The following is a 22,968-nucleotide window of genomic DNA, read 5'->3' on the forward strand; positions in this document are numbered from 1 at the left end:
AGGGGCTTGGGATCGGTGGCGAACGAATTTTCGTTCGCGCCGAGAGGACCAGTTGGAATGGCGGGGTGAACGAAAATTCGTTCGGCGGGGCAGGGTGAATGAAAATTCGTTCGGCCGCCGCGGGTGAATGAATTTTCGTTCGCGGTGGAGCGTCTACCTCCCGTGGAGCGAGTGTCCCGCGGCCCACCTCAGCCAAAGTTCACTGCACCGTCCGAGCAACCTCCGGCAGTTCCCCGGACTCCCGCAGCGAGTCGAGCAGATCGCCAGGAAGGATCCAGACAGTCGCATACGGGAACGGCCGCTCGCGCAGCATCACCGCGCCGGTGACGTACGCCGGTTCGCCGTTTGGGCACGAGAAGACGATGTCGTCGCCCCACTCCCACTCGCGCTCGACGATCGTGGGGAGCATCCACCACATCAGCCAGTTGCGCTCGGAGTTCATCGCCGAAGGGCGACGGGGGCAGTTCTTGTCGTAGGCGACGACCGCGTCGGGGTGCTCGGCGAGGATCGAGCGCAGGTCGTCCACGATCGGGCCGGCGTGGTCGAAGCGGTCGTGGAACCTGTCGGAGGCCACGTCGGCGACGGCCGAGCCGGCGGTGCCGACGACCAGGACGAGTGCGGTGACGACCACGGCACGCACCCGGTCGGCCAGCTCGGGCCCCAGCCGGCGTAGCGGAAGGGCCGAGAGGAGGGTCCAGATCGCCAGCGGCACGAGGGCGCACAGCGTCGCGATCAGCCAGAAGCGGTTGTCGTTGGTGAACGACGGGATCGGTCCGGGCTGAGGGAACTGTCCGTCCGGAAGCGCCCACCACCACGGGATCGCGCCCGGGATGTGCGCGGGGGTGGTGTAGGCCCAGGTGGGTGCGTCGGGCGCGACGACGAGGATGGTCACCAGCGAGATCCCGGCGACGATCACCCAGGTCCAGACGAAGACCGCGCGGGAGCGTACGGCCTGGATCGCCGCGCACACCCCGGCCAGCACGAGGACCGCGAAGACCGGATCGATGTACCGCCCATAGATCCAGTAGTCGAAGCGCCGCCACTCCATGGTGAACAGCGAGTACTCGTTGCCCCAGTTCAGGCAGCTCAGGACATACATGGAGCCGGCCGCGATCAGCACGAACCCAGCCGGCCCCACCTGCCGCGAGCGGAGCTCCTTCCAGGACATCGCGGTCACCACGACCAGGCCGACGACCACGACGCCGAAGCTGCCGACCATCTGCGTCCAGGCCTCGCCGGCGAAGGTGTTGACCCAGAACCGCGGGTTGGCCTGCGAGACCTCCTCGAAGAAGCCCTGCGCCTGGATGAACTTCCACGGCACCAGCTGGGCGTGGAACCAGAGCGCGGCCTTGTTGGCCACCACCGCGAGCACGCCGGTGGCGACCAGCCCGACCAGGGCGACCTGCCGCTTGCGTACGAGGAAGAAGATCAGCCACAGCGCGACCGCGGCGACGAAGACCTGCATCCGGGCGTGGGAGAAGAGTGCGAGGCCGGTGAGCAGGCTGAGCAGGAGTACGCCGCGATAGCTCGGCCGGTCCCAGACCCGGAACGCGACCAGGGTCGCCACGACGACGAGGAGCGTGATCAGCCGCTCGGAGAGGACGTAGTCGGCCTGGATCGCGCGCGGCGGCAGGGCGGTCACGATGGCGCCGGCGACCACACCCTGCGCCGGGGTGACGCCACTGAGCCGAACGGCGACACGCGCCAGGGGCCAGATCGTGAGCATGCTGATCGCCAGGCCGACGACGATCGCCAGCTGGTAGAAGGTGAAGACGTTGGAGGTGATCAGCCACAACGGCGCCAGCAGCACGCCCCAGCCGGGGTAGTAGCCGGGGGTGTTGAGCTGTGGCGAGTCGAGTCCGAGAACGGTGCGTCCATGGATGACGGTGCCGATCTCGTCGTACATGAACGAGAGGTTCGAGCCCCAGGCGATGTAGACGTTGACCGCGAGCGCGACCACGACGGAGACGACAGCGGCGATGCGCCATAACCGATCCACGCCGCGGAACATATACCCACCTCATAGGCTCTGACGGGTGGACTCCCCGAAGCTGCCCATCCATCTGCGAATCACCCAGGATCCTCACGACCGCTCCGGCCATCTGCGTGCCGACGACGGCTGGGTCGAGAAGGCTTGGTCCGAGGAGACCACGAGGGTCCTCGTGGTCGCGGGCAACAGAGTCGAGCCGGAGGGGGAGACAGGGGTGAGGTGGCGTACGCCGGATTCCTCTCCGGAGGGGATCCGGCTGCTCCTGGGCGACACCGCCGACGGCGCCAGGTTCGCGGTGCTCACCGGTCGCGAGGAGGCCGGCGCGACCTGGCGCGACCTGCGTGGACTCTTCCCGGCGCTGCTCGCCGACACGACCGAGGCGAGCTTCCTGATGCATGCGATCGGCATGGCCGAGTGGCACCGGGCGACTCGGTTCTGCGCGCGGTGCGGCGGCGCCTTGATGCCTCGCGCGGCCGGTCACGAGCTGGCCTGTGCCGAGGGCCACCTGACCTTCCCGCGCACCGACCCCGCGGTGATCATGCTGGTGACCTCGGGAGAGCCCGGGACCGCCGAGGAGCGTTGCCTGCTCGGCAACCACACCCGCTGGCCCGCGCCCAACTTCTCCACGCTCGCCGGCTTCGTCGAGCCGGGGGAGTCGCTCGACGACGCGGTCCGTCGGGAGGTCGCCGAGGAGGTCGGCGTACGTGTCGGGCAGGTCGACTACTTCGGCAACCAGCCCTGGCCGCTGCCGGCGAGCCTGATGCTCGGTTTCTTCGCGCGCGCGACGTCGACCGAGATCACGGTCGACGAGGACGAGATCCGCGAGGCGCGCTGGTTCACCCGTGCCGAGCTCGCCGCGGTCGCGGAGAGTGGCGAGATCAAGCTGCCCAGCGGCATCTCGATCAGCCGGTCGCTGGTCGAGGCCTGGTACGGCGGCGAGCTGCCCGGGTCGTGGTGACCCGAGGAGGGATCAGGCCAGCTCGGCGATCTTCGCCTTGACCTGAGCGATCGACGGGTTGGTCATCGCGGTGCCGTCGGAGTAGACGAGCGTGGGGACGGTCTGGTTGCCGTCGTTGACCTGCTCGACGATCTGGGCGGCTTCGGGGACCTGCTCGATGTCGACCTCGTCGAAGGTGATGCCCTCGCGGCCGAGCTGTCCCTTGAGCCGCTGGCAGTATCCGCACCAGGGGGTGGTGTACATGGTGAAGCTGCTCATCGGGACTCTCCTCATCTGAACTGTCGGTGCGAGCCAATAGTGTTGACCCGCAGCCCATAACGATCCCACCCCGAGGAGTTCTTCCCACCCATGACCCCCGAGTCCCTCCTCGCCGCTCTCGACCCCGAGCAACGACGGGTGGCCGAGGCGCTGCGCGGTCCGGTCCGGGTGCTGGCGGGTGCCGGGACGGGCAAGACCCGGGCGATCACCCACCGGATCGCCTACGGCGTCGCCACCGGCGTCTACGCGCCGCAGGAGGTCCTCGCGGTCACCTTCACCACCCGGGCGGCAGGGGAGATGCGGCAGCGGCTGCGCGCGATGGGCGCCGGCGCGGTCCAGGCGCGTACGTTCCACTCGGCTGCGCTGCGGCAGCTGCGGTTCTTCTGGCCCAAGGTCTACGGCACCGAGCTGCCCACCCTGACCGAGTCGAAGATCCCGCTCATCCGCGCGGCCGCCCAGCGCCAGCGGATCAACGTCGACCAGGCCCAGGCGCGCGACCTGGCCTCGGAGATCGAGTGGTCGAAGGTCTCCAACGTCCACCCCGACGACTACCCGAAGTCGGCCGAGGCCCGCGGCCGGGAGGTAGGCGGGCTGACGCCGTCGATGGTGGGACACATCTACGCCGCCTACGAGGACGTCAAGCACACCCAGGCGCGCATGGACATGGAGGACGTGCTGCTGCTGACCGCCGGGCTCCTCGAGCACGACGAGCGGGTCGCGGCGCAGGTCAGGCGGCAATACAAGTGGTTCACCGTCGACGAGTTCCAGGACGTCTCGCCGCTCCAGTCGGCGCTGCTCGACCTGTGGCTGGGCGGACGCAACGAGATCTGCGTGGTCGGTGACCCCGCTCAGACGATCTACACCTTCGCCGGCGCCGACGCGACCTACCTGCGCGACTTCCCGAAGAAGCACCCCGGGGCCACCTCGGTGGAACTGGTCCGCAACTACCGCTCCTCACCGCAGGTGGTGAAGGTGGCCAACCGGATCCTCGAAGGCACTCCCAGCGCCGGTGTCCAGCTGCAGGCGCAGCGCGAAGCCGGACCGGCCGTCGAGCACGTCGAGCAGCCCGACGAGGTCGCCGAGGCCGAGGGCGTCGCCGCGGAGATCCTGCGCCTGCACCAGTCCGGCAAGCCCTACAACGAGATGGCGATCCTGTTCCGGATCAACGCCCAGTCGGAGGCCTACGAGGACGCCCTGACCGCGCGCCGGATCCCTTATGTCGTACGCGGCGCCGCCAGGTTCTTCGACCGGCCCGAGGTCCGCGAGGCGGTGACCCGAATCCGGGGCGCCGCGCGCGGCGGCCAGGGCGCCGTGATCGGCGACGAGCTGCTGGAGTCGGTCCACGGGATCCTGGCCGGGATGGGCTGGACCTCGGAGCCGCCCGACGGCCGCGGCCAGACCCGCGACCGCTGGGAGTCGTGGCAGGCGCTGATCGACCAGGCCCGCGCCTTCGCGGCGGCCGGCGGCGACCTGGCCGGCCTCGTCGCCGAGCTCGACCGCCGCGCCGCCGAGCAGCACGCGCCGGTGCCCTCGGGAGTGACCCTGGCGACCTTCCACGCGGCCAAGGGACTGGAGTGGGACTCGGTGTTCCTGGTCGGTCTCCAGGACGGCACGATGCCGTTCATCCTGCGCGGCGAGGAGCCGACCCCGGCCGAGATCGAGGAGGAGCGCCGGCTGCTCTACGTCGGCCTCACCCGGGCGCGGGTCGACCTGACCCTGTCCTGGGCGCTGGCGCGCCAGCCGGGCCAGGCCGCCCGGCGCCGGCCGTCCCGCTTCCTCGACTCGCTGCGACCTGCGCGCTCCACCACGCCGACGCGGCGCCCCGGCTCCGGCAAGGCGCGGATGTGCAAGGCCTGCGGCGGTCCGCTCGGCTCGGCGGCCGAGAAGCGGTTGGGCCGCCACGAGGGCTGCGACGCGCCCTACGACGAGGAACTCTACGGCCGGCTGAAGCAGTGGCGCAAGGAGACCGCCGAGGCGATCCGCAAGCCCGCGTTCGTGGTCTTCACCGACGCCACCCTGGAGCAGATCGCCGAGCAGAAGCCGAGCACGCTCCAGGATCTGCAGCGCATCGCCGGTATCGGCCGCGGCAAGGTCGAGGCGTACGGCTCGGAAGTCCTTGACGTGATCGCCGCTGATGCCTGAAAACCCTTCAGAGAAATTCCTCGAAATCAACTGGTTTAATCGTTTGCGGCCGACCATCCCGGCCGGTTACTGTTCTTTCATCAAGTAAAGCCCGCGCGCCTGTTGAGCGCGCCCGACAGCCCCGAAGGAGGTGGCCCCAGTGAAGATCAACACGATTCAGACGCCGATCAATGGCATCGCCATGTCCGCGTGCGGCCACCCCGAGCTGTCCAGCCCGACCTGGGCCACCCCGGCTGCCGGTGCCTTTATGGGCGCCGGTTACGGCATGCGCGTCAAGGGACTCGTGTCCCCGCAGGCGGATGCCATCAAGGTCAAGTCCCACGGGATTCGAGCCTGGAGCTGTCCGGCTACGTAGAACCACGTAGTCACAGCAGCCTCCAGGCCGCGGAACCCGAAACCCGGGATCCGCGGCCTTTCTGTTTCTCAAAACCCGCGATCAGTCACAAAGGAGGTGTACATATGACCAGCACTCTCGAGCCCTCGGTGGTCGAGCCCGTCGAGACCACTCTCGGCGTACTCCACGACCGCGCCAACCGCTACGACGAAGACCTGCTTCCCTGCCGGGCCAACAACCCAGAGCTGTGGTTCGCCGAGTCTCCGGCCGACGTCGAGTTCGCCAAGGCGCTCTGCGCGACCTGCCCCGTGCAGCCGCTCTGCCTCGCCGGCGCCCTCGACCGGCGTGAGCCCTGGGGCGTCTGGGGCGGCCAGCTGCTCCTGCAGGGGAAGGTGATCCCCCGCAAGCGGCCCCGTGGCCGGCCCCGCAAGGACGCCGCCTGATCGACCGAACAGCACCGAAGCACCATCAGCGTTTCAACGACGAAGGGCGACAGCAATGAACACGATCGTGATGACCATGGGCGCCGGAGCCCGCTGACCAGCAGGAGAACCCACAGACATGAACACCAACCGAGTACGGAGCACTCAGATGAACTTGCTTTACGAAGACCTGGCGCGCGCGCAAATGTCCGCGCGCCTGGGAGAGGCGCGTGAACTGCGACGAGGCCACGCCCTCGTCAAGGCTGCTCGCCTGAGCCGCAAGGCCGAGCGAGCCGCCGTCCAGGCGAAGCTGGCTCTTGCCCGCGCGCTGTAAGTCCCCCATGGGACACCAGACCTCACCCCTCTGATCGCGGGTGTGGAAGATGGCCGGCCGGTCCGAGAAACCCTCGGACCGGCCGGTCCTACATCTGTTCCGACGTCTGCCCGACAGGTCAGAGGTCGGTGGCGATGATCCGCTCGATGTTCCGCTCCGCGAGGGCGGTGATCGTGACGAACGGGTTGACGCTCGTGTTGCCGGGGATGAGCGCGCCGTCGATGACGTACAGACCGTCGTATCCGTGCAGCCGGCCGTAGTTGTCCGTGGCCTTGTTGAGGACCGCACCGCCCAGCGGGTGGTAGGTCAGGTGGTCGCCCCAGATCTTGTTGGTGCCGAACAGGTCGGTCCGGTAGATCGTCCCTTCCGTCCTGTTGATCTTGTCGAAGATCGTCTTCGCCATCGTGATGGAGTCCTGCTTCCACGCGGTCTGCCACGACAGGTCGACCTTGCCGGTGGCCGAGTTGTAGCTGAACGCGGCCCGGCGCTGGGTCTTGGTGATCGCCAGGTAGAAGGATGCGAACGTCTCCAGGCCGGCCGGCAGCGGTGCGACCTCGGCGAACGCGCCGCCGGCGTCCCAGTTGTCGATGCCCGAGCACGGGATCGTCGACTGGACGTCACCGGTCGGGTCCCACATGTGGTTGGCGCGTCCGACCATCACGTTGCCGTTGTCGCCCCAGCCCTGGCCGACCTCGCTGTTCAGCGCGGGCAGCGCGCCGGTCGCCTTCAGCATCACCAGCAGCTTGCTCGTGCCGACGCTGCCGGCGGCGAAGAACACCTTGCCCGCGTTGACCGTCTTCGTGGTCACCACGTCGCCGGCGGTGTTGATCTGCTCGAGGACGACGTCGTAACCGCCCGCCGCCCCCGGCCGGACCGACGTGGCCCGATGCAGGGAGGAGATCGTGACCTTCCCGGTGGCAGCTGCCTGGGCGAGGTACGTCTTCGGCAGGGTCCTCTTGCCGTAGTTGTTCCCGTAGAGGATCTCCTGGGCCAGCGCCGACTTGGGGACGCTGCCGTTGTCCTCGGCCTCCATGTAGTCCCAGTCGTACACGTCCGGCACGAACGTCCACGCGAACCCCGAGCGCTGAGCGTGCTTCCGGCCCACGCGGGAGTACTGGTAGTACGAGGTCCGCTCGAACCAGTCGGGGTCGACCAGGCCGACGCCGAGGGCGGCGTTGGCACGGGGGTAGTAGGTGGCGTACATCTCGGCGGCATCCACCGAAGGCAGGATGCTGGCGAAGTTGGCGCGCTTCGGGGTGACGGCCATGCCGCCGTTGACGAGCGAGCCGCCGCCGACGCCACGCCCCTGGTAGACGGAGATGCCGGCGAAGTCCTCGGCATCGAGGATGCCGGCGTACTTCGGGACGTCCTTGTCGATGGGGAACCCGAGGAAGTTGCTGAGCGGCTGTTTGGTCCGGGTACGCATCCAGAAGGAGCGGTAGTCCGGGCTGGTCACCTTCGGGTGGATCTTGCCGTCCGGCCCCGGGGCGACCGTGGACCAGTCCTGGCCCATCTCGACCATGTGGACGTTGATGCCCGCCTGGGCCAGTCGCAGGGCGGCGACCGAGCCGCCGTACCCGGTGCCGATGACCAGCACCGGCACCTGCGCGCCGTTGCCGATCGACGACGGCGCCGCTGCTGCCCAGGTCGGGCCGGCGCCGAGTGCTCCCCCCAGCACTCCGACGCCCGCCAGTGAGCCCGCGCCGAGCATGAAACCCCTGCGCGACAGCCCCCGCGATCCGGTCGATGGCCTGTCTTCTCGTTCCGTGGTGCTCATGATGTCCTCCCTTTTCCATCACTGATTGCTAGAACATGTTCTAGTATCCCCAGGGGGGTGTCACGGTTTTCGCAAACTTCAGCGGGGCAACAGGGAGGTCGCATGATCACCGCATGCGTGTGGGGCACGGGCAACATCGGCCAGCTCGCCATCCGGGCGGTCGAGGCACATCCACGACTCGAGCTCACCGGTGTGCTCGTCCACGACCCCGCCAAGGTCGGCCGGGACGCGGGCGATCTCGGCGGACTCGGCCGTGATCTCGGGGTTGCCGCCACCGACGACATCGACGCGGTGCTCGCCGCACGACCGCAGGCGATCGTGTACGCCGCGTCCGGCGACATCCGCCCGGACGACGCGCTCGCCGACATCGTCCGCGCGCTCGGGGCCGGAGCCGTCGTCGTCACGCCCGCCCTCTACGCGCTGTACGACCAGCGCAACGCGCCGCCCGAGATGCGCGAGCCGGTGCTCGCCGCGATCGCCGAGGGCGGCGGGTCGCTGTTCGTGTCCGGCGTCGACCCGGGGTGGGCCAACGACGTGCTGCCGTTGCTGGTCAGCGGCCTGGGCAGCACCGTGGACGTCGTCCGGTGCCAGGAGATCTTCGACTACTCCACCTACGACCAGCCCGACTCCGTCCGCTACCTGGTCGGGATGGGCCAGCCGATGGACTACGACGCCCCGATGCTCATGGAGAGCGTGCCGACCATGGTGTGGGGCGGCCAGGTCCGGCTGATCGCCCGCGGACTCGAGGTCGAGCTGGACGAGATCAGGGAGACCGTCGAGCGGCTGCCGCTGGACGAGACCGTGACCACCACGTCGATGGGTGACTTCGAGAAGGGCACCCAGGGGGCGGTGCGCTTCGAGGTCCAGGGGATCGTCGGCGGCGAGCCGCTCATCGTCGTCGAGCACGTGACCCGTATCCATCCCTCCTGCGCCCCGCACTGGCCGACGCCGCCGGACGGCGATGGCGCACACCGGGTGGTCATCGAGGGCGACCCGCGGATCGAGGTGACGGTCGAGGCGACGGATCAGTCCGGCAACCGGGCGGCTGGTGGCAATGCCACGGCGGTCGGGCGGCTCGTCGGTGCGATCGAGTGGCTCGTCGACTCGGCTCCCGGCCTCTACGACGCGCTGGACGTCCCGTTGCGCCCGGCGATCGGCAAGCTCGGTGCGGCAAAGGCCGCCCAGGAAGGTGTGACCGCATGATCATCGATGTCCCCGACGGCAAGGACCCGATCGCGTACGTCTGGGGTGAGATGGTCCCCGGGATCGGCCCGGCCGCGGCCGGCCTCTCGCTCGCGGTCTACGAGCACACCACGCTCGGGCTGCGCGAGTTCGAGGCCGCTCGGCTGCGGATCGCGCAGATCAACGGGTGCGTCTTCTGCCTCGACTGGCGCACCGAGCGAGGCGGCGAGAAGGTCGAGGAGTCCTTCGCCGAGGCGGTCGAGGAATGGCGTACGACGGACGCATTCGACGACCGCACCCGGCTCGCCGCGGAGTACGCGGAACGCTACGCGAGCGACCACCACGGCATCGACCAGGCCTTCTGGGACCGGATGTCGGCCCACTACACCGACGCCGAGATCGTCGAGCTGAGCATGTGCCTCGGATCGTGGCTCGCGTTCGGCCGGCTCAACCACGTCCTGGGCCTCGACAGCGCCTGCATGCTGCCCTCCCAGAGGTAACACGGGCCTGACATCCAGGTCATGCAGAATTTCGGTGTTGCGCCCTCGGAGCCGCAGGATTTCGACCTATCGTTGATCCATGAAGACCTGCGATTTCTGCGGATGCTACGAGGCCGACCCACACCGCCTCCTCGCATGGACCACCGCGGTTGAGCGTGGGCGTGCGAAGTCGTTCTGCGAGGCCTGCTCGCGCCGACACGTACGCTCCATGGAAGCCAAGCTCGACTCCGACTGGTGGGCCTGAGTCCCACTGCTACATCCGTTGTGGCGCCTCGATGCCGAGGAGCCTGAGTCCCTCTGACAGCACTCGCCGGGTCGCCTCGCACAATGCGAGCCGGGTCTGCCTGACCTCGCCCTCCGCCTTGAGCACGGGGCAGTTCTCGTAGAACGCGGTCAGCGCGGTCGCCAGACCGTAGAGGTACGCCGTGAGGTGATGCGGCTCCAAGGTGTCGGCGACCTTGGCGACCACCGGCGCGAAGCCGGTCAGCTCCAGCGCGAGCCGCTGTTCGGCCGCGTGGGACAGGGTGTGGACGTGGTACGTCTGCTGCGGTGCCTGCGCGAGGATGCTGCACACCCGCGCATGGGCGTACTGCAGGTACGGGCCGGTCTCGCCGGTGGTGGCCGACATCCGGGCGATGTCGAAGACGTAGTCGCGTGCCAGGTGGTTGGAGAGGTCCGCGTACTTCACCGCGGCGTTGGCGACCATGCGTACGACCTCGGGCGTGGCATAGGTGGACGCGGCGGCCTCCTCGGCGGCGTCCAGCAGCGCGGTCAGCGTGACCGTCTCGCCCGACCGGGTCTTGAATGGCCGGCCGTCGGGGCCGAGCACCGTGCCGAACCCGATGTGCTGGACCTCCACGGAGTCAGGCAGCCAGCCGGCGGCGCGAGCGACCGCGAAGACCATCTCGAAGTGCTGGCTCTGCCGGTGGTCGACGACGTAGACGACCCGGTCGACGGCCAGGTCGTCGACGCGGTGCCGGATCGTGGCTAGATCGGTCGCGGCGTACCCGAACCCGCCGTCGGCCTTCTGCACGATCAGCGGCAGCGGCGCGCCGTCCCGGCCGGTGAAGGCGTCGGGATAGACGACCTGGGCGCCGGCCGACTCGGTCAGCAGACCCAGGGCCCGAAGGTCCTCGACGACGCCCGGAAGCTGCGGGTTGTAGCGGCTCTCGCCGTCGAAGTCGTCGTCGGTCAGGAGTACGCCGAGTCGGCTGTAGGTGGCGTCGAACTCTGCCATCGAGGCGTCGACGAGCGCCTGCCACAGAGCCAACGTGGCCGGGTCGCCGGACTGCAGCGCCACCACCCGGCGCCGGGCGGCGTCGGCGAAGTCCGCGTCGTCGTCGAAGCGTGCCTTCGCCCGCTGGTAGAGCGCGAGCAGCTCGCTCATGTCCAGGTCGGCGACGGCCGCCGGGTCGTCGAGATCCTCGCCGAGCAGCTCCTCGACCAGCATGCCGAACTGTGTGCCCCAGTCGCCGAGATGGTTCTGCCGCACGACGTCGTGGCCGGCGTAGGCCAGCACTCTGGCCAGGGCGTCGCCGATGACCGTGGAGCGCAGGTGGCCGACGTGCATCTGCTTGGCGACGTTGGGGGAGGAGTAGTCGACGACGACCCGCTTCGTGGTCACCGGGATGGGCACGCCGAGGTGCGGGTCGGTCAGCAGGCCGCCGACGGCCCGGCCGAGGACGTCGGGGGACCAGGTGAGGTTGAGGAACCCGGCGCCGGCGAGCTCGACGGTGCCGAGCTCGCCGAGACGCTGTATCGAGCCTGTCGAGATGTCGAGGGCATCGACGAGGCGGGCGCCGATCTCCCGCGGCGGCAGGCCGAGCGGGCCGGCCAGCCGCAGCGGGAGGTTGGACTGGAGGTGCCCGAACTCGGGCCGGGTGGCCGGGCGCAGCTCGGGGTCGATGCCGGCGAAGGACTCGCCGAAGCAGGCGACGACGGCGTCCTGGAGGTGTGCGGACAGGGCGAGGGTGTGCTCGTGCACGAGAGTGGTCCTAGAGGGTGAAGAGGGCAGGCTGACGCGAAGGCGGGGTCAGAGACCCATGCCTCGTCGTCGCAGCGCGCTCTTCGTGACCATGTCCGCAAGGGTGCCTGGACGTGTCGGCGTCGGTCAAGCCGGTTCGCTCCCGTCGGCCCTGGCCGAGGCGATCAGGTCCCAGGCGCAGCCGCAGTAGGGATGCCGCAGCCACGGCCGGACCGTGGGCTTGTCGTCGCGGGTGAGGATCACCGACGCCGACCACGAGGCGGGAGTGCGCCCGGCGAGGTAGGTGCGGGCGTCGCGTACGGCCCAGGAGAGCGCCAGCGACTGCAGCAGCGCGTCGCTGGGCACCTCGTTGCCGACGAGCTGGCTCACCACCACCGCGCGCCGGTCGTCCTCCTCAGCGAGGGTCGCGTCGACACAGCGCAGGCACGCGGTGACGCCGGGGACGACCAAAGGGCCCACCGTCCACGTGTCGGGGCCGCTCTCGACGACGAGGTGAGCCCGGCCGACGCGCAGCATCTCGTCGGTCCGCTCGCGGTCCAGCGGCCCGTCGGAGAGGAGTACGACGAGGTTCGGCGCGGTCGGCGCGGCGAGGTCCGGTCCGATCAGCGCCCGAGCGGCGGAGACCATCGCCGGAGGTCCGTCGAAGCCGATCCGTGGTGGCGGCTCGCTGCGCTCGGCGTCGACCAGCAGGCCGGCGTTGCCGAGCTGCTGCATCGCATGCCGGCCGGGCAGGTGGTCGGGCTCGACCGCGCGGCCGGCGGCGAGGTCGGTCAGCAGGCGGCGTACCTCCACGCCGTCCTGCACGATCGCCCGCCGAGGCGGGTCGATGCCGATCTGGAGTCGGGTCTCATCACGTCGTACGGCCACATACCCCGGCCGAATCCGGTAGCGGTTGCTCATGCCGGGGAGTCTCACACCGCCCGAGATTTCCTGCAGCGACAATCCACAGGCCCTGTGGATAACTGCCGAGACGTCACCTACGTCGGTCGAGTCGGCACCCGGGTGACGCTTCGGCCGACGGGGCTGACGCTTCGGCCGGCGGGGCCGACGCCTCGGCAAAACGTGGCAGCGGCGCCGCCGGGCTTGCCGGGGACGCCGCCGCGAGTTGTGCGCTGGTAGGGTCTCGAGCTGCGCTGGCTCACTGCTACGGGAAGCGTGGATCTCGACCCGCTTCGCGGGTTCGCAGGCTCACCCGCTGCGCTCGCTCGATCCCTTCGCGTTGCGGCTCCGCTCCTTCGTCGCGGAGTCGCAGGCTCAGGCCTTGCCCAAGATGCGGTTGAGGTTGGTGCTGCAGACGGGGCAGACGGCCTTGGCCATCTTGGTGCCCTTGTCGTTCACCCGGATCTCACCGGTCGCCTCGCGCTTCTCCTTGCACTTCACGCAGTAGAACTCGCCGCTCCAGGTCTCCGCCATGACGGCCTCCTTGCCTATGTGTAACTGGTCGTCGCGACGGGGTTGTCAGGGAAGCCCGTCGGAAGCTCGTCATGACGAGCCGTCTCGACCCTACGACACACGGCGCTCCCGGCGGCAACATGGGCTACCAAGCGAGTGTCGGCGTGTTGGCGTCATACCGGGCGATTCGGGGGTTTCGAGGACGCATCGAAGGTCCTCGCCGCGGTTGCGTCGCCTGGGAAAATTGGAGGGACCCCCGGTGCCTGGATCGTCCTTCGCCTTCCCCTTGCGAAGGCCGTCCGGCGGCGCCGGGGGTCCCACTGACATCGAACTTAAAGAGGATGTGGGAGCCCGTCAACGTCCCACTCCGTGATCCTTGTGGACAAGATGTGGACAACACCGCTTTTCTTGGGGAAAGCCGGTGGAAGACACGCCCGTTCCTGTGGGTAACCAGGGTGAGCGGATGGGGAATGATCGGTTGAATAACGACGGTGACCTGCGAAAAGCGTTCTCCACCGCCTGTGGAGGAGAAAATAGTTGGAGGAAGATTTGGTAGGCGAGGCGTTGTCCCCCGTAGCGGCCCTGCGTCGGATCGCTTTCCTGCTCGAGCGCGGCCGCGAGGACACCTACAAGGTGAAGGCGTTCCGCACCGCGGCAGCGGCGATCCTGCCCATCCCCGAGGACGAGGTACGCCGCCGGGCAGCCGAGGGCACCCTGACGGAGCTGAGCGGGGTCGGCGCCAGCACGGCCAAGGTCATCACCGAGGCCGCGCGCGGCGAGGTGCCGCAGCGGCTGCAGGACACCGAGCGGGTCCACGGCGGTCCGCTGACCGAGGCCGGTGCGGGAGAGAGGCTCCGGAGCAGGCTCCGGGGCGACCTGCACAGCCACTCCGACTGGTCGGACGGCGGCTCGCCGATCGAGGAGATGGCGTTCACCGCGATCGAGCTGGGCCACGACTACCTCGTGCTCACCGACCACAGCCCGCGCCTGACCGTCGCCAACGGGCTCAGCGCGGCCCGCCTGGAGCGTCAGCTCGGCGTGGTCGACGCGGTCAACGATCACCTAGCCGGCCACGGGTTCACCCTGCTGAAGGGGATCGAGGTCGACATCCTCGATGACGGCAGCCTCGACCAGACCGACGAGATGCTCGCCAAGCTCGAGCTCCGGGTCGCCAGCGTCCACTCCAAGCTCAAGATGGACAAGGACCAGATGACCCGGCGGATGGTCACCGCGGTGTCCACGACCCGGATGAACGTGCTCGGTCACTGCACCGGTCGGCTCGTCACCGGAAACCGCGGCACCCGGCCCGGCAGCCAGTTCGACGCGCGCAAGGTCTTCGAGGCCTGTGCGGAGCACGGCGTCGCGGTCGAGATCAACTCCAGGCCGGAGCGGAGGGACCCGCCGACCAAGCTTCTCGAGCTCGCTCGCGACGTCGGTTGCCTCTTCTCGATCGACTCGGACGCACACGCTCCTGGGCAGCTCGACTTCCTCGTCCTGGGCTGCGAACGAGCCGAAGCGGCGGGTATCGAAGAGGAACGGATCATCAACACCTGGCCGCGGGACCGCCTGCTGGCCTGGGCGAACAGGTAGTTTCTTGACCTATGGACGGCCCGGAGATCGAGGTACGGCGCAGCAAGCGGCGTCGGCGTACGGTCTCTGCCTACCGTGACGGCGACCGCATCATCGTGATGATCCCCGCGGCGATGTCGCAGCGGGAGGAGGCCGAATGGGTCGAGCAGATGGTCGCCCGGCTGGAGAAGGCCGAGCGGCGCCGCAAGCCCAGCGACGACGACCTGATGCGGCGCTCGGCCGCCCTGAGCGACCAGTACTTCGGCGGTCTGGCCAAGCCGGACTCGGTCCGCTGGGTCGACAACCAGAACAGCCGCTGGGGCTCCTGCACGCCTGGCGACCGGTCGATCCGGCTCAGCGACCGGCTGCGCGGCATGCCGAGCTGGGTCATCGACTACGTGCTCGTCCACGAGCTCGCCCACCTCTTCGAGGCCAAGCACAACGACGCCTTCTGGGCCTGGGTCGACCGCTACCCCCAGGCCGAGCGCGCCAAGGGCTACCTGGCCGGCTGGTCGGCCGCCGCCAAGCTCCCCGCCCCTCCGGGCGAGGAGGACGACGGCGTCGACTAGCGCTCCCGGGCGACCAGCTCGCGCACCTGCGGCGCGACCTCGGCAGCGAACCGCTCGGCCACCGCGGGGTCGTCGCCGCCGATCAGGAAGGTCGAGAACCCGTACTCCAGGACCAGCCCGGCGAGGTCCTCGACCCACTGGTCCACCGGTCCGTTGAGGAGCGCCCGGCTGGTGGGCTGGAACGAGACGTTCATGAGGTTGAGCAGGCGACGTACGTCACCGGGCGATCGCCCGGCCGCGGCGGCCGCCTCGTCGATGCGGCCGTTGATGCCCGGCACCGAGTCCAGCCCGCCCTCGATGTACTCCAGCGTCGGCAGCCAGCCGTCGGCGTACGCTCCGGTGAGCTCCAGCATCTTCGGCTTGTAGGAGCCGACCCAGATCGGGACGTCGTGGGCCGGCTCGGGGCCGCGCTTGGCCCCGTCGACCTGGTAGAACTCGCCGTCGAGGTGGATGCCGCCGCGGGTCGAGACGTCCCAGACCTCGCGGATGATGCCGATCGCCTCGCGCAGCGCCGTCACGCCTTGAGCGGCGGTGAGCCGCCGCCCGCCCATCGCCTCGATGCCGTCCCAGAACGCGCCGGCGCCGATGCCGAGCTCGATCCGGCCGTCGGAGAGCCGGTCGAGGGAGGCGACGGCGCGGGCGAGCATCGCGGGCGGCCGCAGCGGGAGCGAGTGGACGTTGCCGGCCAGGTGGACGCGTGAGGTGCGGGCGGCGGCGTACGAGATCAGGGTCCAGGTGTCGAGGAACGCGGGCTGGTAGGGGTGGTCCTGGAAGGTCACCAGGTCCAGGCCCGCGCGGTCGGCGGTGACGGCGAGGTCGACCACCTTCTGCGGGGACTGGGCGGACGGGGTGACGAAGGTGCCGAACAGCAGGTCGTGGCCGTAGTCGGTCATCGGTTCATCTCCGAAAGGTCGATGTTGAAGTTGTCGCGGAACAGGTTGGTCGGGTCGAAACGCTGCTTGAGCTCGCGCAGTCGGGTCAGGGTCGCGGGCGGGAACGCGTCCGCGACCCGCTCGGGGGATCGGGTGGTCTCGAAGCTGAGGTAGAGCCCCTCGAGATGGGGCTGCACCAGAGACCATGCCGTATCCAGCGCTTCCGTGCCCCCGCCCATCGCCGTGATCTGGAACGCGGCGTTGCGGTGGGCGAAGGCGGTGGCGGTGGGATCCACGTCGGCGATCGCGCCGCCCATGGTGCGCAGCTGGAAGAAGTAGACGTCGCCGGTACGCAGCAGCTGCGCTGCGTCGCGAGCGAACTCGCTGGTCAGGCCCGGGATCAGCCCGGAGCGCGCGTGCGGCTCGCCATGGCCGTGGTGGCCGTCGGGGCCGATGTCGTGGGCCTGGTTCATCACGTCGGTGTAGTGGGCGAGGATCACCTGCTGCTGCACCAGCGCCCCGAGGGAGGCGAACGGGGTCAGCCGCTCCACGATCACCTCCGGGTCCGGTGAGTCGACCAGGCCGTAGAGCTGGATCACCGAGCCCTCCGGCCGCGGGCGACCGGTCACCAGGAAGACGGTGGTGTCCCGCGGTGCCTCGGCTGCCATCTCCCCGAACCGGAGCAGCGCCTCCTCGATGTCGGGGACCACCAGCGTGAGCTGGGCGGAACCGACCTCGGCGACCTCGTACACCTCGAACTCGAACGCGGTCACGACCCCCAGGTTGGCGCCCGCCCCGCGTACGCCCCAGAACAGGTCGGGGTTCTCCTCGCGGTCGGCGCGCACGATCGACCCGTCGGCGAGCACCATCTCGACGGCGACCAGGTGGTCGATGGTGAGACCGTGCTTGCGCGAGAGGTAGCCGATCCCGCCCGCGGTCGCGAGCCCACCGACCCCGACGCCGCCGTAGTCGCCCGAGCCGAGCGCCCAGCCGTACGGATCCAGTGCTGCCGCCACCTGCTTCCAGGTGGCCCCCGGCCCGATGCGTACGCGGCGCGTGGCCGTGTCGAGGACCTCGATCGTGTTCATCCCGCCCACGTCGATGACCAGCCCGCCGTTGTTCGTCGACCGGCCGCTGACGCCGTGTCCGCCGCTGCGGATGCCGAGCGGCAGATGCCGGTGGCGGTCGGCGAAGGCCAGCGCGTCGGCCACCTGGGGCGGGGTCGTCGGCCGCAGCACGAGGCCGGGGCGTCCGCCGCGCAGGTAGGTCGAGCGAACCGTCCGGTAGGCCGGGTCGCCGGGCTCGACGGCCGTCTCGGCGAGCGAGGCGGGCACCTCGTCGTAGGCGATGCCCGGGAGCCGCTTCGCCCGCACCGAGGACGTACGCCGCGGCCCCGTCGGCCGCGGACCTCGGTGCTCGATCAGCAGGCGAGCCAGCCGGTCCACCTCGGCCTCGGTCGAGGCCGGGACGACCACCGGGAGGTTCGCCGCTGCCGCGCGCTCGAGGTCGGCGGGCGAGGGATCGGCAGGGGCGAGCGTCCACGCGCTCGGGTCGGTGATCAGGCGCGCACCGGCCAGCAGGTCGAGGCTGTCACGGGCCCGGCCGGCGACGCTCGGGTAGCCGGCCTCCGGGTCTCGCGGGTCGGGTGTGGCGACAGGCGCCAGCGCGACGCCGATCGGGATGGACTTGGTGCTGCCCAGCAGCCAGGTCGCGGTGGTCCAGGGGTCCAGGTCACCGGGGTTGGTCACCACCATGTCGAGACCGGCCTCCTCGGCACGCTGCGCGAGAGCCGCCATCGTGGCGGGTGGAAGCGCCGGGTCGAGCACAACGCCCAGCTCGAGAGTCATCGAGATCGTTCCTCCAAAGATCGTTCGTCACAAGATCGTATGCGACACAGACGATTGGTTCAACAGAACGATTTGCTAGGATGTTCCCGTGACCACGAGAACCGAAACGCAGGCCGAGACCGGACAGGCCGCGGGCGTCGACGACCTCGGCTGGGGCCTCGGTGCGCTGCTGCGCGGTTACCGTCGGCGGGTCACCGACGCGATCGGCGACTTCCCGCACGGGGCGCGCGGCTACCAGACGATGTGTGCGGTGGTCGGCGGCGACCACCCCAGCCAGCTGGCGCTGGCCCGCGACCTCGGCATCGACAAGACGGTGATGACCTATCTGGTCGACGACCTCGTCGAGGCCGGTCTGGTCGAGCGCCGCCCCAACCCGGCAGATCGTCGCCAGCGCCAGGTCGTCGCCACCGAGCGTGGCGCCCGAGCGGTCGCCGAGCTGTGCCGCCGCGTCGACGCCGCCGAGGACGACCTGCTGGGCCGGCTCGACGGCGACGAGCGCGCCACGCTGCGCCGCCTGCTCAGCAAGGCGACCGGCCCCGCGCCCGGTCACACGGCTGAGGCCTGCGCGCTCGTCACGGGGGAGTCCGAGGAGGCCGGCCGGCCCACCGAGTAGGTGAGCGCCACGGTCCCGAGACTCGTCGAGGCGATGTCCTCGAGCCGCAGCGACCCCGGCGAGGGCAGGTCGCCGAAGAGCCGCTTGCCGGTGCCGAGCAGCAGCGGATGCACGAACAGCCGCAGCTCGTCGACCAGCCCGGCGCTCATCAGCTGACGGACGAGGTCGCCGCTACCGAGCACGACGACGGCTCCCGAGCCGTCGGCCTTGAGCCTGCCCACCGCATCGAGGACATCGCCCTCAAGCACGGTCGCGCCGGCCCAGTCCAGGTCGCGGAGCGTGCGGGTCGCGACGTACTTCGGGGTCGCGTTGAGGCTCGCCGCCATCGGGTCGGTGTCGGACTGGTTCGGCCAGAAGGCGGCCATCTTCTCGTAGGTCCGCCGACCGAACAGGTAGGCAGACGTCTGCGCGCCGATGTCGGGGGAGAGGACCTCTCCGAGGGCCGCGCCGAACGGCGCACCCCAGCCGCCGTGCTCGAAACCACCGTCCCGGTCCTCGTCAGGGGAGCCCAGCCCCTGCATGACTCCGTCGACGCTCAGGAACTCCACGATCGCAAGTCTTCGCATGCCTTCAGCCTGCGCTTCGACCGAATCCGCTGGCTTGAAAGAAATCGACCGGCGATGATCGGTCCATGACGGGTGTGACCCGCGAGCTCGTACGTCTGCCCACCCATCCCGGCCTGCAGGGCCTGGTGGCGGGTGTCGTCGGTTTCCGTGAGCAGTCGGACACACCACTCGAGCGGCGCCAGCCCGCCGGGACGCTGCTGCCGCTGGTGCTCTCCTTCGGCGACCCGTTCGAGGTCGTCGAGGTCGCCGCGGGGCAGGGGGAGGGGACGTACGGATCGTTCCTCTCCGGCTTCATGCCCGGACCGGCCTCGACCCGGTCCGGCCGCAGCCATGCGTGCGTGCAGGTCTACCTGACACCGCTCGGCGTCACCCGGCTGCTCGGCCTCCCGGGCCGGGAGGTCGCGGCCAGCGTCGTGGCGGTCGACGACCTGGTCCCCGAGCTCGGGACGTCGTTCTCGGGGCAGCTCGCCGAGGCCGGTACCTGGCGGCAGCGGTTCGACCTGGTCCAGTCCGCCCTGCTGACGCGAGCCGGCGACCCGCCCGACCCGCTGGTGTCCTGGTTGTGGGACCGGATCACCGGGTCCGGGGGACGGGCGCGCATCCGCGACCTGGTGGCGGAGACCGGCTGGAGCCACCGCTACGTCACGACCAGCTTCCAGCGCACCGTCGGGCTCACCCCGAAGGCGGCCGCAGGCGTCGTACGTTTCGAGCGGGCCGCCGCCGACCTCGGCCGTCTGCCCGTGGCCGAGGTCGCGGCTCGCCACGGGTACGCCGACCAGAGCCACCTGACCCGAGACACCGTCAGGTACGCCGGTGAACCTCCGGCCGCTCTCGCCGCCAGCCGTCGCCCGACCGCTCACACCGCGCTCGGGACCACCCCGGCCGGCTCGCGTGTGAGCTAGAGCCGCCCCTGCGCGAGCTTGATGAGCTCGATCAGGTCGTCCTCGGGATCGGGGACGCCGTCGACCGGCCACCACCGTACGTCCAGCGACTCCTCGCTCACCTCTGGAACGACACCGGTCGGAGCGACCGCCATGAAGCGGACATCGAGGTGGTGGACGTCCCCGGACGGAGCGCAGAAGGGCACCGGATGCTCGGAGAGCTGCACCAGCCCTGGAAGCGGCTCCAGGTCGGGCACGCCGGACTCCTCACGCAGCTCGCGCGCGGCGGCCGCCCACAGCGTCGCGTCGCCCTGCTCGAGATGACCACCGAACTGGAACCAGCGCCGCGCCTTGCGGTGATGGGTCAGCAGCACCGAGGAGCCGTCGTCGGAGAGCACGACGCACGAGGCCGTCAGGTGGTCGGGGACGCACGACTTGAAGACCCCGGCCGGCTCGGTCTCGAGGTGGGTGACATAGCGCTGCCGCAAGGCCTCCTGCGGAGCCGACGGAGCGTCCCACGCCCGCAGGGCTGCGAGCGCGTCAGCGTGAAGGCTCACTCCTCGGATTCTCCGCCGAGCAGCTTCTTGAGCTCCGCGTCGAAGTCGATCGACTCGACATCGGGAGCCTCGGCACCCTCGCGGAAGCCGAGCGGGTCGTCGAGATCCGCCGAGGTCGGCAGCAGCGCCGGCGACATCCAGACGCCGTCGCGGGCCTCGATGCCCTGCCGGGTGCGCAGCGAGCCCCACAGCGCGGCCGCATCGCGCAGACGCCGCGGACGGAGCTCGAGGCCGACCAGGGTCGCGAAGGTCTGCTCGGCCGGACCGCCGGCAGCACGGCGGCGGCGTACGGCCTCCTGCAGCTGCCCCGCGACCGGCATCTTCTCGGCGGTGGCCAGGGCGACGACCTCGTCGACCCAGCCCTCCACGAGCGCCAGCACGATCTCGAGCCGCTCCAGGGCGGCCTTCTGCACCTGCGAGTCGGGCACCTCGAACATGCCCTCCTCGAACAGGTTCTGCAGCTGCGAGGGGTCCTGCATCGCGGAGAGGTCGAGGCCGCGCATCTGCTCCTCGATCCGCTGCTGCATGGCCTCCATGTTGAGCTCCACGCCCTGCGCGTAGTCGGTGACGGCGGTGACCACGTGGTCACGCAGCCACGGCACGCCGGCGAAGAGGCGCTGGTGGGCCGCCTCGCGCAGGGCCAGGTAGAGCAGCACGTCGTCGGTGCTGACGCCGAGGCCCTCGGCGAAGGGCTCGACGTTGACCGGGAGCAGTGCGGCCTGGCCAGCCTCGGCCAGCGGGATGCCGATGTCGGAGACCGAGATGACCTCGCCGGCGAGATGACCGAGGCCGGTGCCGGCCTGGTTCGCGTACAACGCGCCCATCGCCTTGCCGACGAACCCGATCATCGGGCCCATCTGCGCCTTCATGTCCTCGGGGAGCTGTCCGCTCATCGCGGCCGCGGTCGAGGCCGCGACCGGCTCGATCAGCGGCTTCCACGCATCGACGGTGTTGACCAGCCACTCCGCCTTGGACCAGGCGGTGGCGGACTTCACGCCGGCCGGGAACGAGGTGGTGTCCTCCAGCCAGTGGTCGGCCAGCTGGATCGCGTCGGCGACCGCGTCCTTCTGCTTCTGAGAAGGCGTCGGGTCGGGCGTCGATGCAGCGACCTTCCGGGCGAGGTCCATCGCGACGTCCCAGTTCAGCGGGCCGTCATAGGGCTGTAGCAGCGACTGGATCTGACCGAAGATCTGGCTCAGGTCAGGCATGCCGCCGGGGCCACCACCGACTCCGCCGATGGGGAACCCACCGAAGAACGCTTCGAAGGGCGTGCCCTTGAAGGGGTTCTCCGGCTCCTCCGGCTCGTCGGGGCCACCTGGGGTCTGACTCATGTGTCCAGCCTACGCGGTTACGGAAGCCCACCGTCAGCAAGCACTAGGCTGGTCCCATGGCTGAACCGAAGAAAGGCGCCGTCAAGCTCCTCGACATCCGGGAGACCCCTCTCGATGTCACCGAGGTGATGGACGCTCTCGACGACGACGCGTCCGGTGGGGTGACTCTCTTCGTCGGCCGCGTACGTGACCACGACGGGGGCAAGGGTGTGACCGGCCTCGACTACCAGGCCCATCCCACCGCCCTCGCGCGTCTGACCGAGGTCGCCGAGAAGGTCGCCGCCGACCACGGTGTCGCGGGTGTCGCCGCAGTCCACCGCACCGGCCACCTCGACATCGGCGACATCGCCGTCATCGTCGCCACCGCCTCCGGCCACCGTGGCGAGGCCTTCGCCGCCTCCCGCGACCTCATCGACACCCTCAAGGCCGAGGTGCCCATCTGGAAGCACCAGGTCTTCACCGACGGCACGGATGAGTGGGTCGGCGCGCCGTGACATGGCGATTGCTTCGCAATTCGCGCAGCGCTGGCGGCTCCTGAGGTCGGCGCGCCATGGTGCGCGGTGTTGGGGTCACCAATAGGCTTTCGTACGTGGACATCCTGCTCTGGCTCGTACCGTCGGCGGTCATCACCGTGCTGGCGATGGGGTGGGTCGCGTTCCTCGGCCGCGAGGGGCGGGTGGAGGACCGCGAAGAGGTCGTACGCCGCCTCGGCATCGCGCTCGAGAAGGAGAAGACCCGCGAGCGCTCGAGAAGGTATGCCGCGCCCCAGCCGCCGCCCGACAGGTCGACCGGCGTCGCGGTCCGCGTCAACCGCGATGCCTCTTAGTTCCTGGTGGTCGAGCTTGTCGAGACCCGCCCGCGTTCGCCTGTTTGTCCCGAATGAGAAGGTG

Annotated in this window: 25 protein-coding genes; 14 read left to right on the forward strand and 11 right to left on the reverse strand. The window is 69.8% G+C overall.

Going from position 1 to position 22,968, the window contains the following annotated elements; all coding sequences use genetic code 11:
- Nucleotides 1–199: 199 nt before the first annotated feature.
- The gene (locus G5C66_RS24065; RefSeq protein WP_165113945.1) at nucleotides 200–1,999 is read right to left on the reverse strand and encodes a hypothetical protein; all 1,800 of its coding nucleotides are present in this window, start codon (nucleotides 1,997–1,999) and stop codon (nucleotides 200–202) included.
- A gap of 37 nt (nucleotides 2,000–2,036) precedes the next feature.
- On the opposite strand from G5C66_RS24065, the gene nudC reads away from it, so the two are divergent.
- Complete coding sequence (gene nudC, locus G5C66_RS24070; protein WP_165113948.1) at nucleotides 2,037–2,948, forward strand: NAD(+) diphosphatase; 912 nt, start codon at nucleotides 2,037–2,039, stop codon at nucleotides 2,946–2,948.
- Nucleotides 2,949–2,960: 12 nt separating this feature from the next.
- Here nudC and G5C66_RS24075 read toward each other — a convergent pair whose 3' ends face one another.
- Entirely contained in the window at nucleotides 2,961–3,206 is a 246-nt protein-coding gene (locus tag G5C66_RS24075) for a mycoredoxin (RefSeq protein WP_165113950.1), read from the reverse strand.
- A gap of 90 nt (nucleotides 3,207–3,296) precedes the next feature.
- Here G5C66_RS24075 and G5C66_RS24080 point away from each other — a divergent pair, with 90 nt between their 5' ends.
- The 4 genes from G5C66_RS24080 to G5C66_RS24095 all read left to right on the forward strand — a co-directional run bounded on the left by G5C66_RS24080 (nucleotide 3,297) and on the right by G5C66_RS24095 (nucleotide 6,438).
- Complete coding sequence (locus tag G5C66_RS24080; RefSeq protein WP_165113952.1) at nucleotides 3,297–5,348, forward strand: ATP-dependent DNA helicase UvrD2; 2,052 nt, start codon at nucleotides 3,297–3,299, stop codon at nucleotides 5,346–5,348.
- Nucleotides 5,349–5,487: 139 nt separating this feature from the next.
- The gene (locus tag G5C66_RS24085) at nucleotides 5,488–5,703 is read left to right on the forward strand and encodes a hypothetical protein (protein ID WP_165113955.1); all 216 of its coding nucleotides are present in this window, start codon (nucleotides 5,488–5,490) and stop codon (nucleotides 5,701–5,703) included.
- A 104-nt stretch (nucleotides 5,704–5,807) separates the two neighbouring features.
- A complete protein-coding gene (locus tag G5C66_RS24090; RefSeq protein WP_165113958.1) occupies nucleotides 5,808–6,125 on the forward strand; it encodes a WhiB family transcriptional regulator in 318 nt (105 codons plus the stop codon).
- Nucleotides 6,126–6,273: 148 nt separating this feature from the next.
- The gene (locus G5C66_RS24095) at nucleotides 6,274–6,438 is read left to right on the forward strand and encodes a hypothetical protein (protein ID WP_241248816.1); all 165 of its coding nucleotides are present in this window, start codon (nucleotides 6,274–6,276) and stop codon (nucleotides 6,436–6,438) included.
- A 118-nt stretch (nucleotides 6,439–6,556) separates the two neighbouring features.
- On the opposite strand, the gene G5C66_RS24100 is transcribed toward G5C66_RS24095, so the two are convergent.
- Complete coding sequence (locus G5C66_RS24100; RefSeq protein WP_165113964.1) at nucleotides 6,557–8,215, reverse strand: GMC oxidoreductase; 1,659 nt, start codon at nucleotides 8,213–8,215, stop codon at nucleotides 6,557–6,559.
- A gap of 102 nt (nucleotides 8,216–8,317) precedes the next feature.
- Between G5C66_RS24100 and G5C66_RS24105 the strand changes: the two genes are divergently transcribed.
- The 3 genes from G5C66_RS24105 to G5C66_RS24115 all read left to right on the forward strand — a co-directional run bounded on the left by G5C66_RS24105 (nucleotide 8,318) and on the right by G5C66_RS24115 (nucleotide 10,141).
- Entirely contained in the window at nucleotides 8,318–9,418 is a 1,101-nt protein-coding gene (locus G5C66_RS24105; RefSeq protein WP_165113967.1) for an NAD(P)H-dependent amine dehydrogenase family protein, read from the forward strand.
- Complete coding sequence (locus G5C66_RS24110; protein ID WP_165113974.1) at nucleotides 9,415–9,897, forward strand: carboxymuconolactone decarboxylase family protein; 483 nt, start codon at nucleotides 9,415–9,417, stop codon at nucleotides 9,895–9,897. Before G5C66_RS24105 ends, G5C66_RS24110 begins: the two co-directional genes overlap by 4 nt.
- A 79-nt stretch (nucleotides 9,898–9,976) precedes the next feature.
- A complete protein-coding gene (locus G5C66_RS24115; RefSeq protein WP_165113975.1) occupies nucleotides 9,977–10,141 on the forward strand; it encodes a hypothetical protein in 165 nt (54 codons plus the stop codon).
- Between the two features lie 9 nt (nucleotides 10,142–10,150).
- On the opposite strand, the gene argS is transcribed toward G5C66_RS24115, so the two are convergent.
- The 3 genes from argS to G5C66_RS24130 all read right to left on the reverse strand — a co-directional run bounded on the left by argS (nucleotide 10,151) and on the right by G5C66_RS24130 (nucleotide 13,294).
- Nucleotides 10,151–11,860 (reverse strand): arginine--tRNA ligase, encoded by a 1,710-nt coding sequence (gene argS / locus G5C66_RS24120; RefSeq protein WP_206444509.1) that lies wholly within the window; start codon nucleotides 11,858–11,860, stop codon nucleotides 10,151–10,153.
- Between the two features lie 147 nt (nucleotides 11,861–12,007).
- Nucleotides 12,008–12,781 (reverse strand): hypothetical protein, encoded by a 774-nt coding sequence (locus G5C66_RS24125; RefSeq protein ID WP_165113978.1) that lies wholly within the window; start codon nucleotides 12,779–12,781, stop codon nucleotides 12,008–12,010.
- A 354-nt stretch (nucleotides 12,782–13,135) separates the two neighbouring features.
- Complete coding sequence (locus tag G5C66_RS24130; RefSeq protein ID WP_091051197.1) at nucleotides 13,136–13,294, reverse strand: DUF5679 domain-containing protein; 159 nt, start codon at nucleotides 13,292–13,294, stop codon at nucleotides 13,136–13,138.
- Between the two features lie 543 nt (nucleotides 13,295–13,837).
- On the opposite strand from G5C66_RS24130, the gene G5C66_RS24135 reads away from it, so the two are divergent.
- Both G5C66_RS24135 and G5C66_RS24140 read left to right on the forward strand, forming a co-directional pair.
- On the forward strand, nucleotides 13,838–14,863 hold the full coding sequence (locus G5C66_RS24135) for a PHP domain-containing protein (RefSeq protein ID WP_165113979.1): 1,026 nt from the start codon (nucleotides 13,838–13,840) through the stop codon (nucleotides 14,861–14,863).
- An 11-nt stretch (nucleotides 14,864–14,874) separates the two neighbouring features.
- On the forward strand, nucleotides 14,875–15,411 hold the full coding sequence (locus tag G5C66_RS24140; protein WP_165113981.1) for a M48 metallopeptidase family protein: 537 nt from the start codon (nucleotides 14,875–14,877) through the stop codon (nucleotides 15,409–15,411).
- Here G5C66_RS24140 and G5C66_RS24145 read toward each other — a convergent pair.
- Nucleotides 15,408–16,304 (reverse strand): LLM class flavin-dependent oxidoreductase, encoded by an 897-nt coding sequence (locus tag G5C66_RS24145; protein ID WP_165113982.1) that lies wholly within the window; start codon nucleotides 16,302–16,304, stop codon nucleotides 15,408–15,410. The genes G5C66_RS24140 and G5C66_RS24145 overlap by 4 nt on opposite strands.
- Nucleotides 16,301–18,130 carry an FAD-binding protein gene (locus G5C66_RS24150; protein WP_165113983.1) on the reverse strand — a complete coding sequence of 610 codons (1,830 nt, stop codon included), beginning with the start codon at nucleotides 18,128–18,130 and terminating at the stop codon, nucleotides 16,301–16,303. The genes G5C66_RS24145 and G5C66_RS24150 overlap by 4 nt, the downstream gene beginning before the upstream one ends.
- Before the next feature lie 88 nt (nucleotides 18,131–18,218).
- On the opposite strand from G5C66_RS24150, the gene G5C66_RS24155 reads away from it, so the two are divergent.
- Nucleotides 18,219–18,743: a MarR family transcriptional regulator gene (locus G5C66_RS24155; RefSeq protein WP_165113985.1), complete on the forward strand. Its 525-nt coding sequence runs from the start codon at nucleotides 18,219–18,221 to the stop codon at nucleotides 18,741–18,743.
- Here the strand turns inward: G5C66_RS24155 and G5C66_RS24160 are convergent.
- On the reverse strand, nucleotides 18,677–19,309 hold the full coding sequence (locus G5C66_RS24160; protein WP_165113987.1) for a dihydrofolate reductase family protein: 633 nt from the start codon (nucleotides 19,307–19,309) through the stop codon (nucleotides 18,677–18,679). The two genes, G5C66_RS24155 and G5C66_RS24160, sit on opposite strands and share 67 nt — an antisense overlap.
- Nucleotides 19,310–19,374: 65 nt before the next feature.
- On the opposite strand from G5C66_RS24160, the gene G5C66_RS24165 reads away from it, so the two are divergent.
- A complete protein-coding gene (locus G5C66_RS24165) occupies nucleotides 19,375–20,211 on the forward strand; it encodes a helix-turn-helix domain-containing protein (protein WP_165113989.1) in 837 nt (278 codons plus the stop codon).
- Here the strand turns inward: G5C66_RS24165 and G5C66_RS24170 are convergent.
- Nucleotides 20,208–20,747, reverse strand: coding sequence for an NUDIX hydrolase (locus tag G5C66_RS24170; RefSeq protein ID WP_338144301.1), 540 nt, complete (start codon nucleotides 20,745–20,747; stop codon nucleotides 20,208–20,210). The genes G5C66_RS24165 and G5C66_RS24170 overlap by 4 nt on opposite strands.
- On the reverse strand, nucleotides 20,744–22,078 hold the full coding sequence (locus tag G5C66_RS24175) for a zinc-dependent metalloprotease (protein ID WP_165113991.1): 1,335 nt from the start codon (nucleotides 22,076–22,078) through the stop codon (nucleotides 20,744–20,746). The genes G5C66_RS24170 and G5C66_RS24175 overlap by 4 nt, the downstream gene beginning before the upstream one ends.
- 56 nt (nucleotides 22,079–22,134) lie before the next feature.
- On the opposite strand from G5C66_RS24175, the gene G5C66_RS24180 reads away from it, so the two are divergent.
- Complete coding sequence (locus G5C66_RS24180) at nucleotides 22,135–22,572, forward strand: molybdenum cofactor biosynthesis protein MoaE (protein WP_165113993.1); 438 nt, start codon at nucleotides 22,135–22,137, stop codon at nucleotides 22,570–22,572.
- Nucleotides 22,573–22,667: 95 nt separating this feature from the next.
- Complete coding sequence (locus G5C66_RS24185) at nucleotides 22,668–22,904, forward strand: hypothetical protein (RefSeq protein WP_165113995.1); 237 nt, start codon at nucleotides 22,668–22,670, stop codon at nucleotides 22,902–22,904.
- Nucleotides 22,905–22,968 lie beyond the last annotated feature (64 nt).

Origin of the sequence: Nocardioides turkmenicus (assembly GCF_011045035.1) — a bacterium.
Taxonomy (GTDB): domain Bacteria; phylum Actinomycetota; class Actinomycetes; order Propionibacteriales; family Nocardioidaceae; genus Nocardioides; species Nocardioides turkmenicus.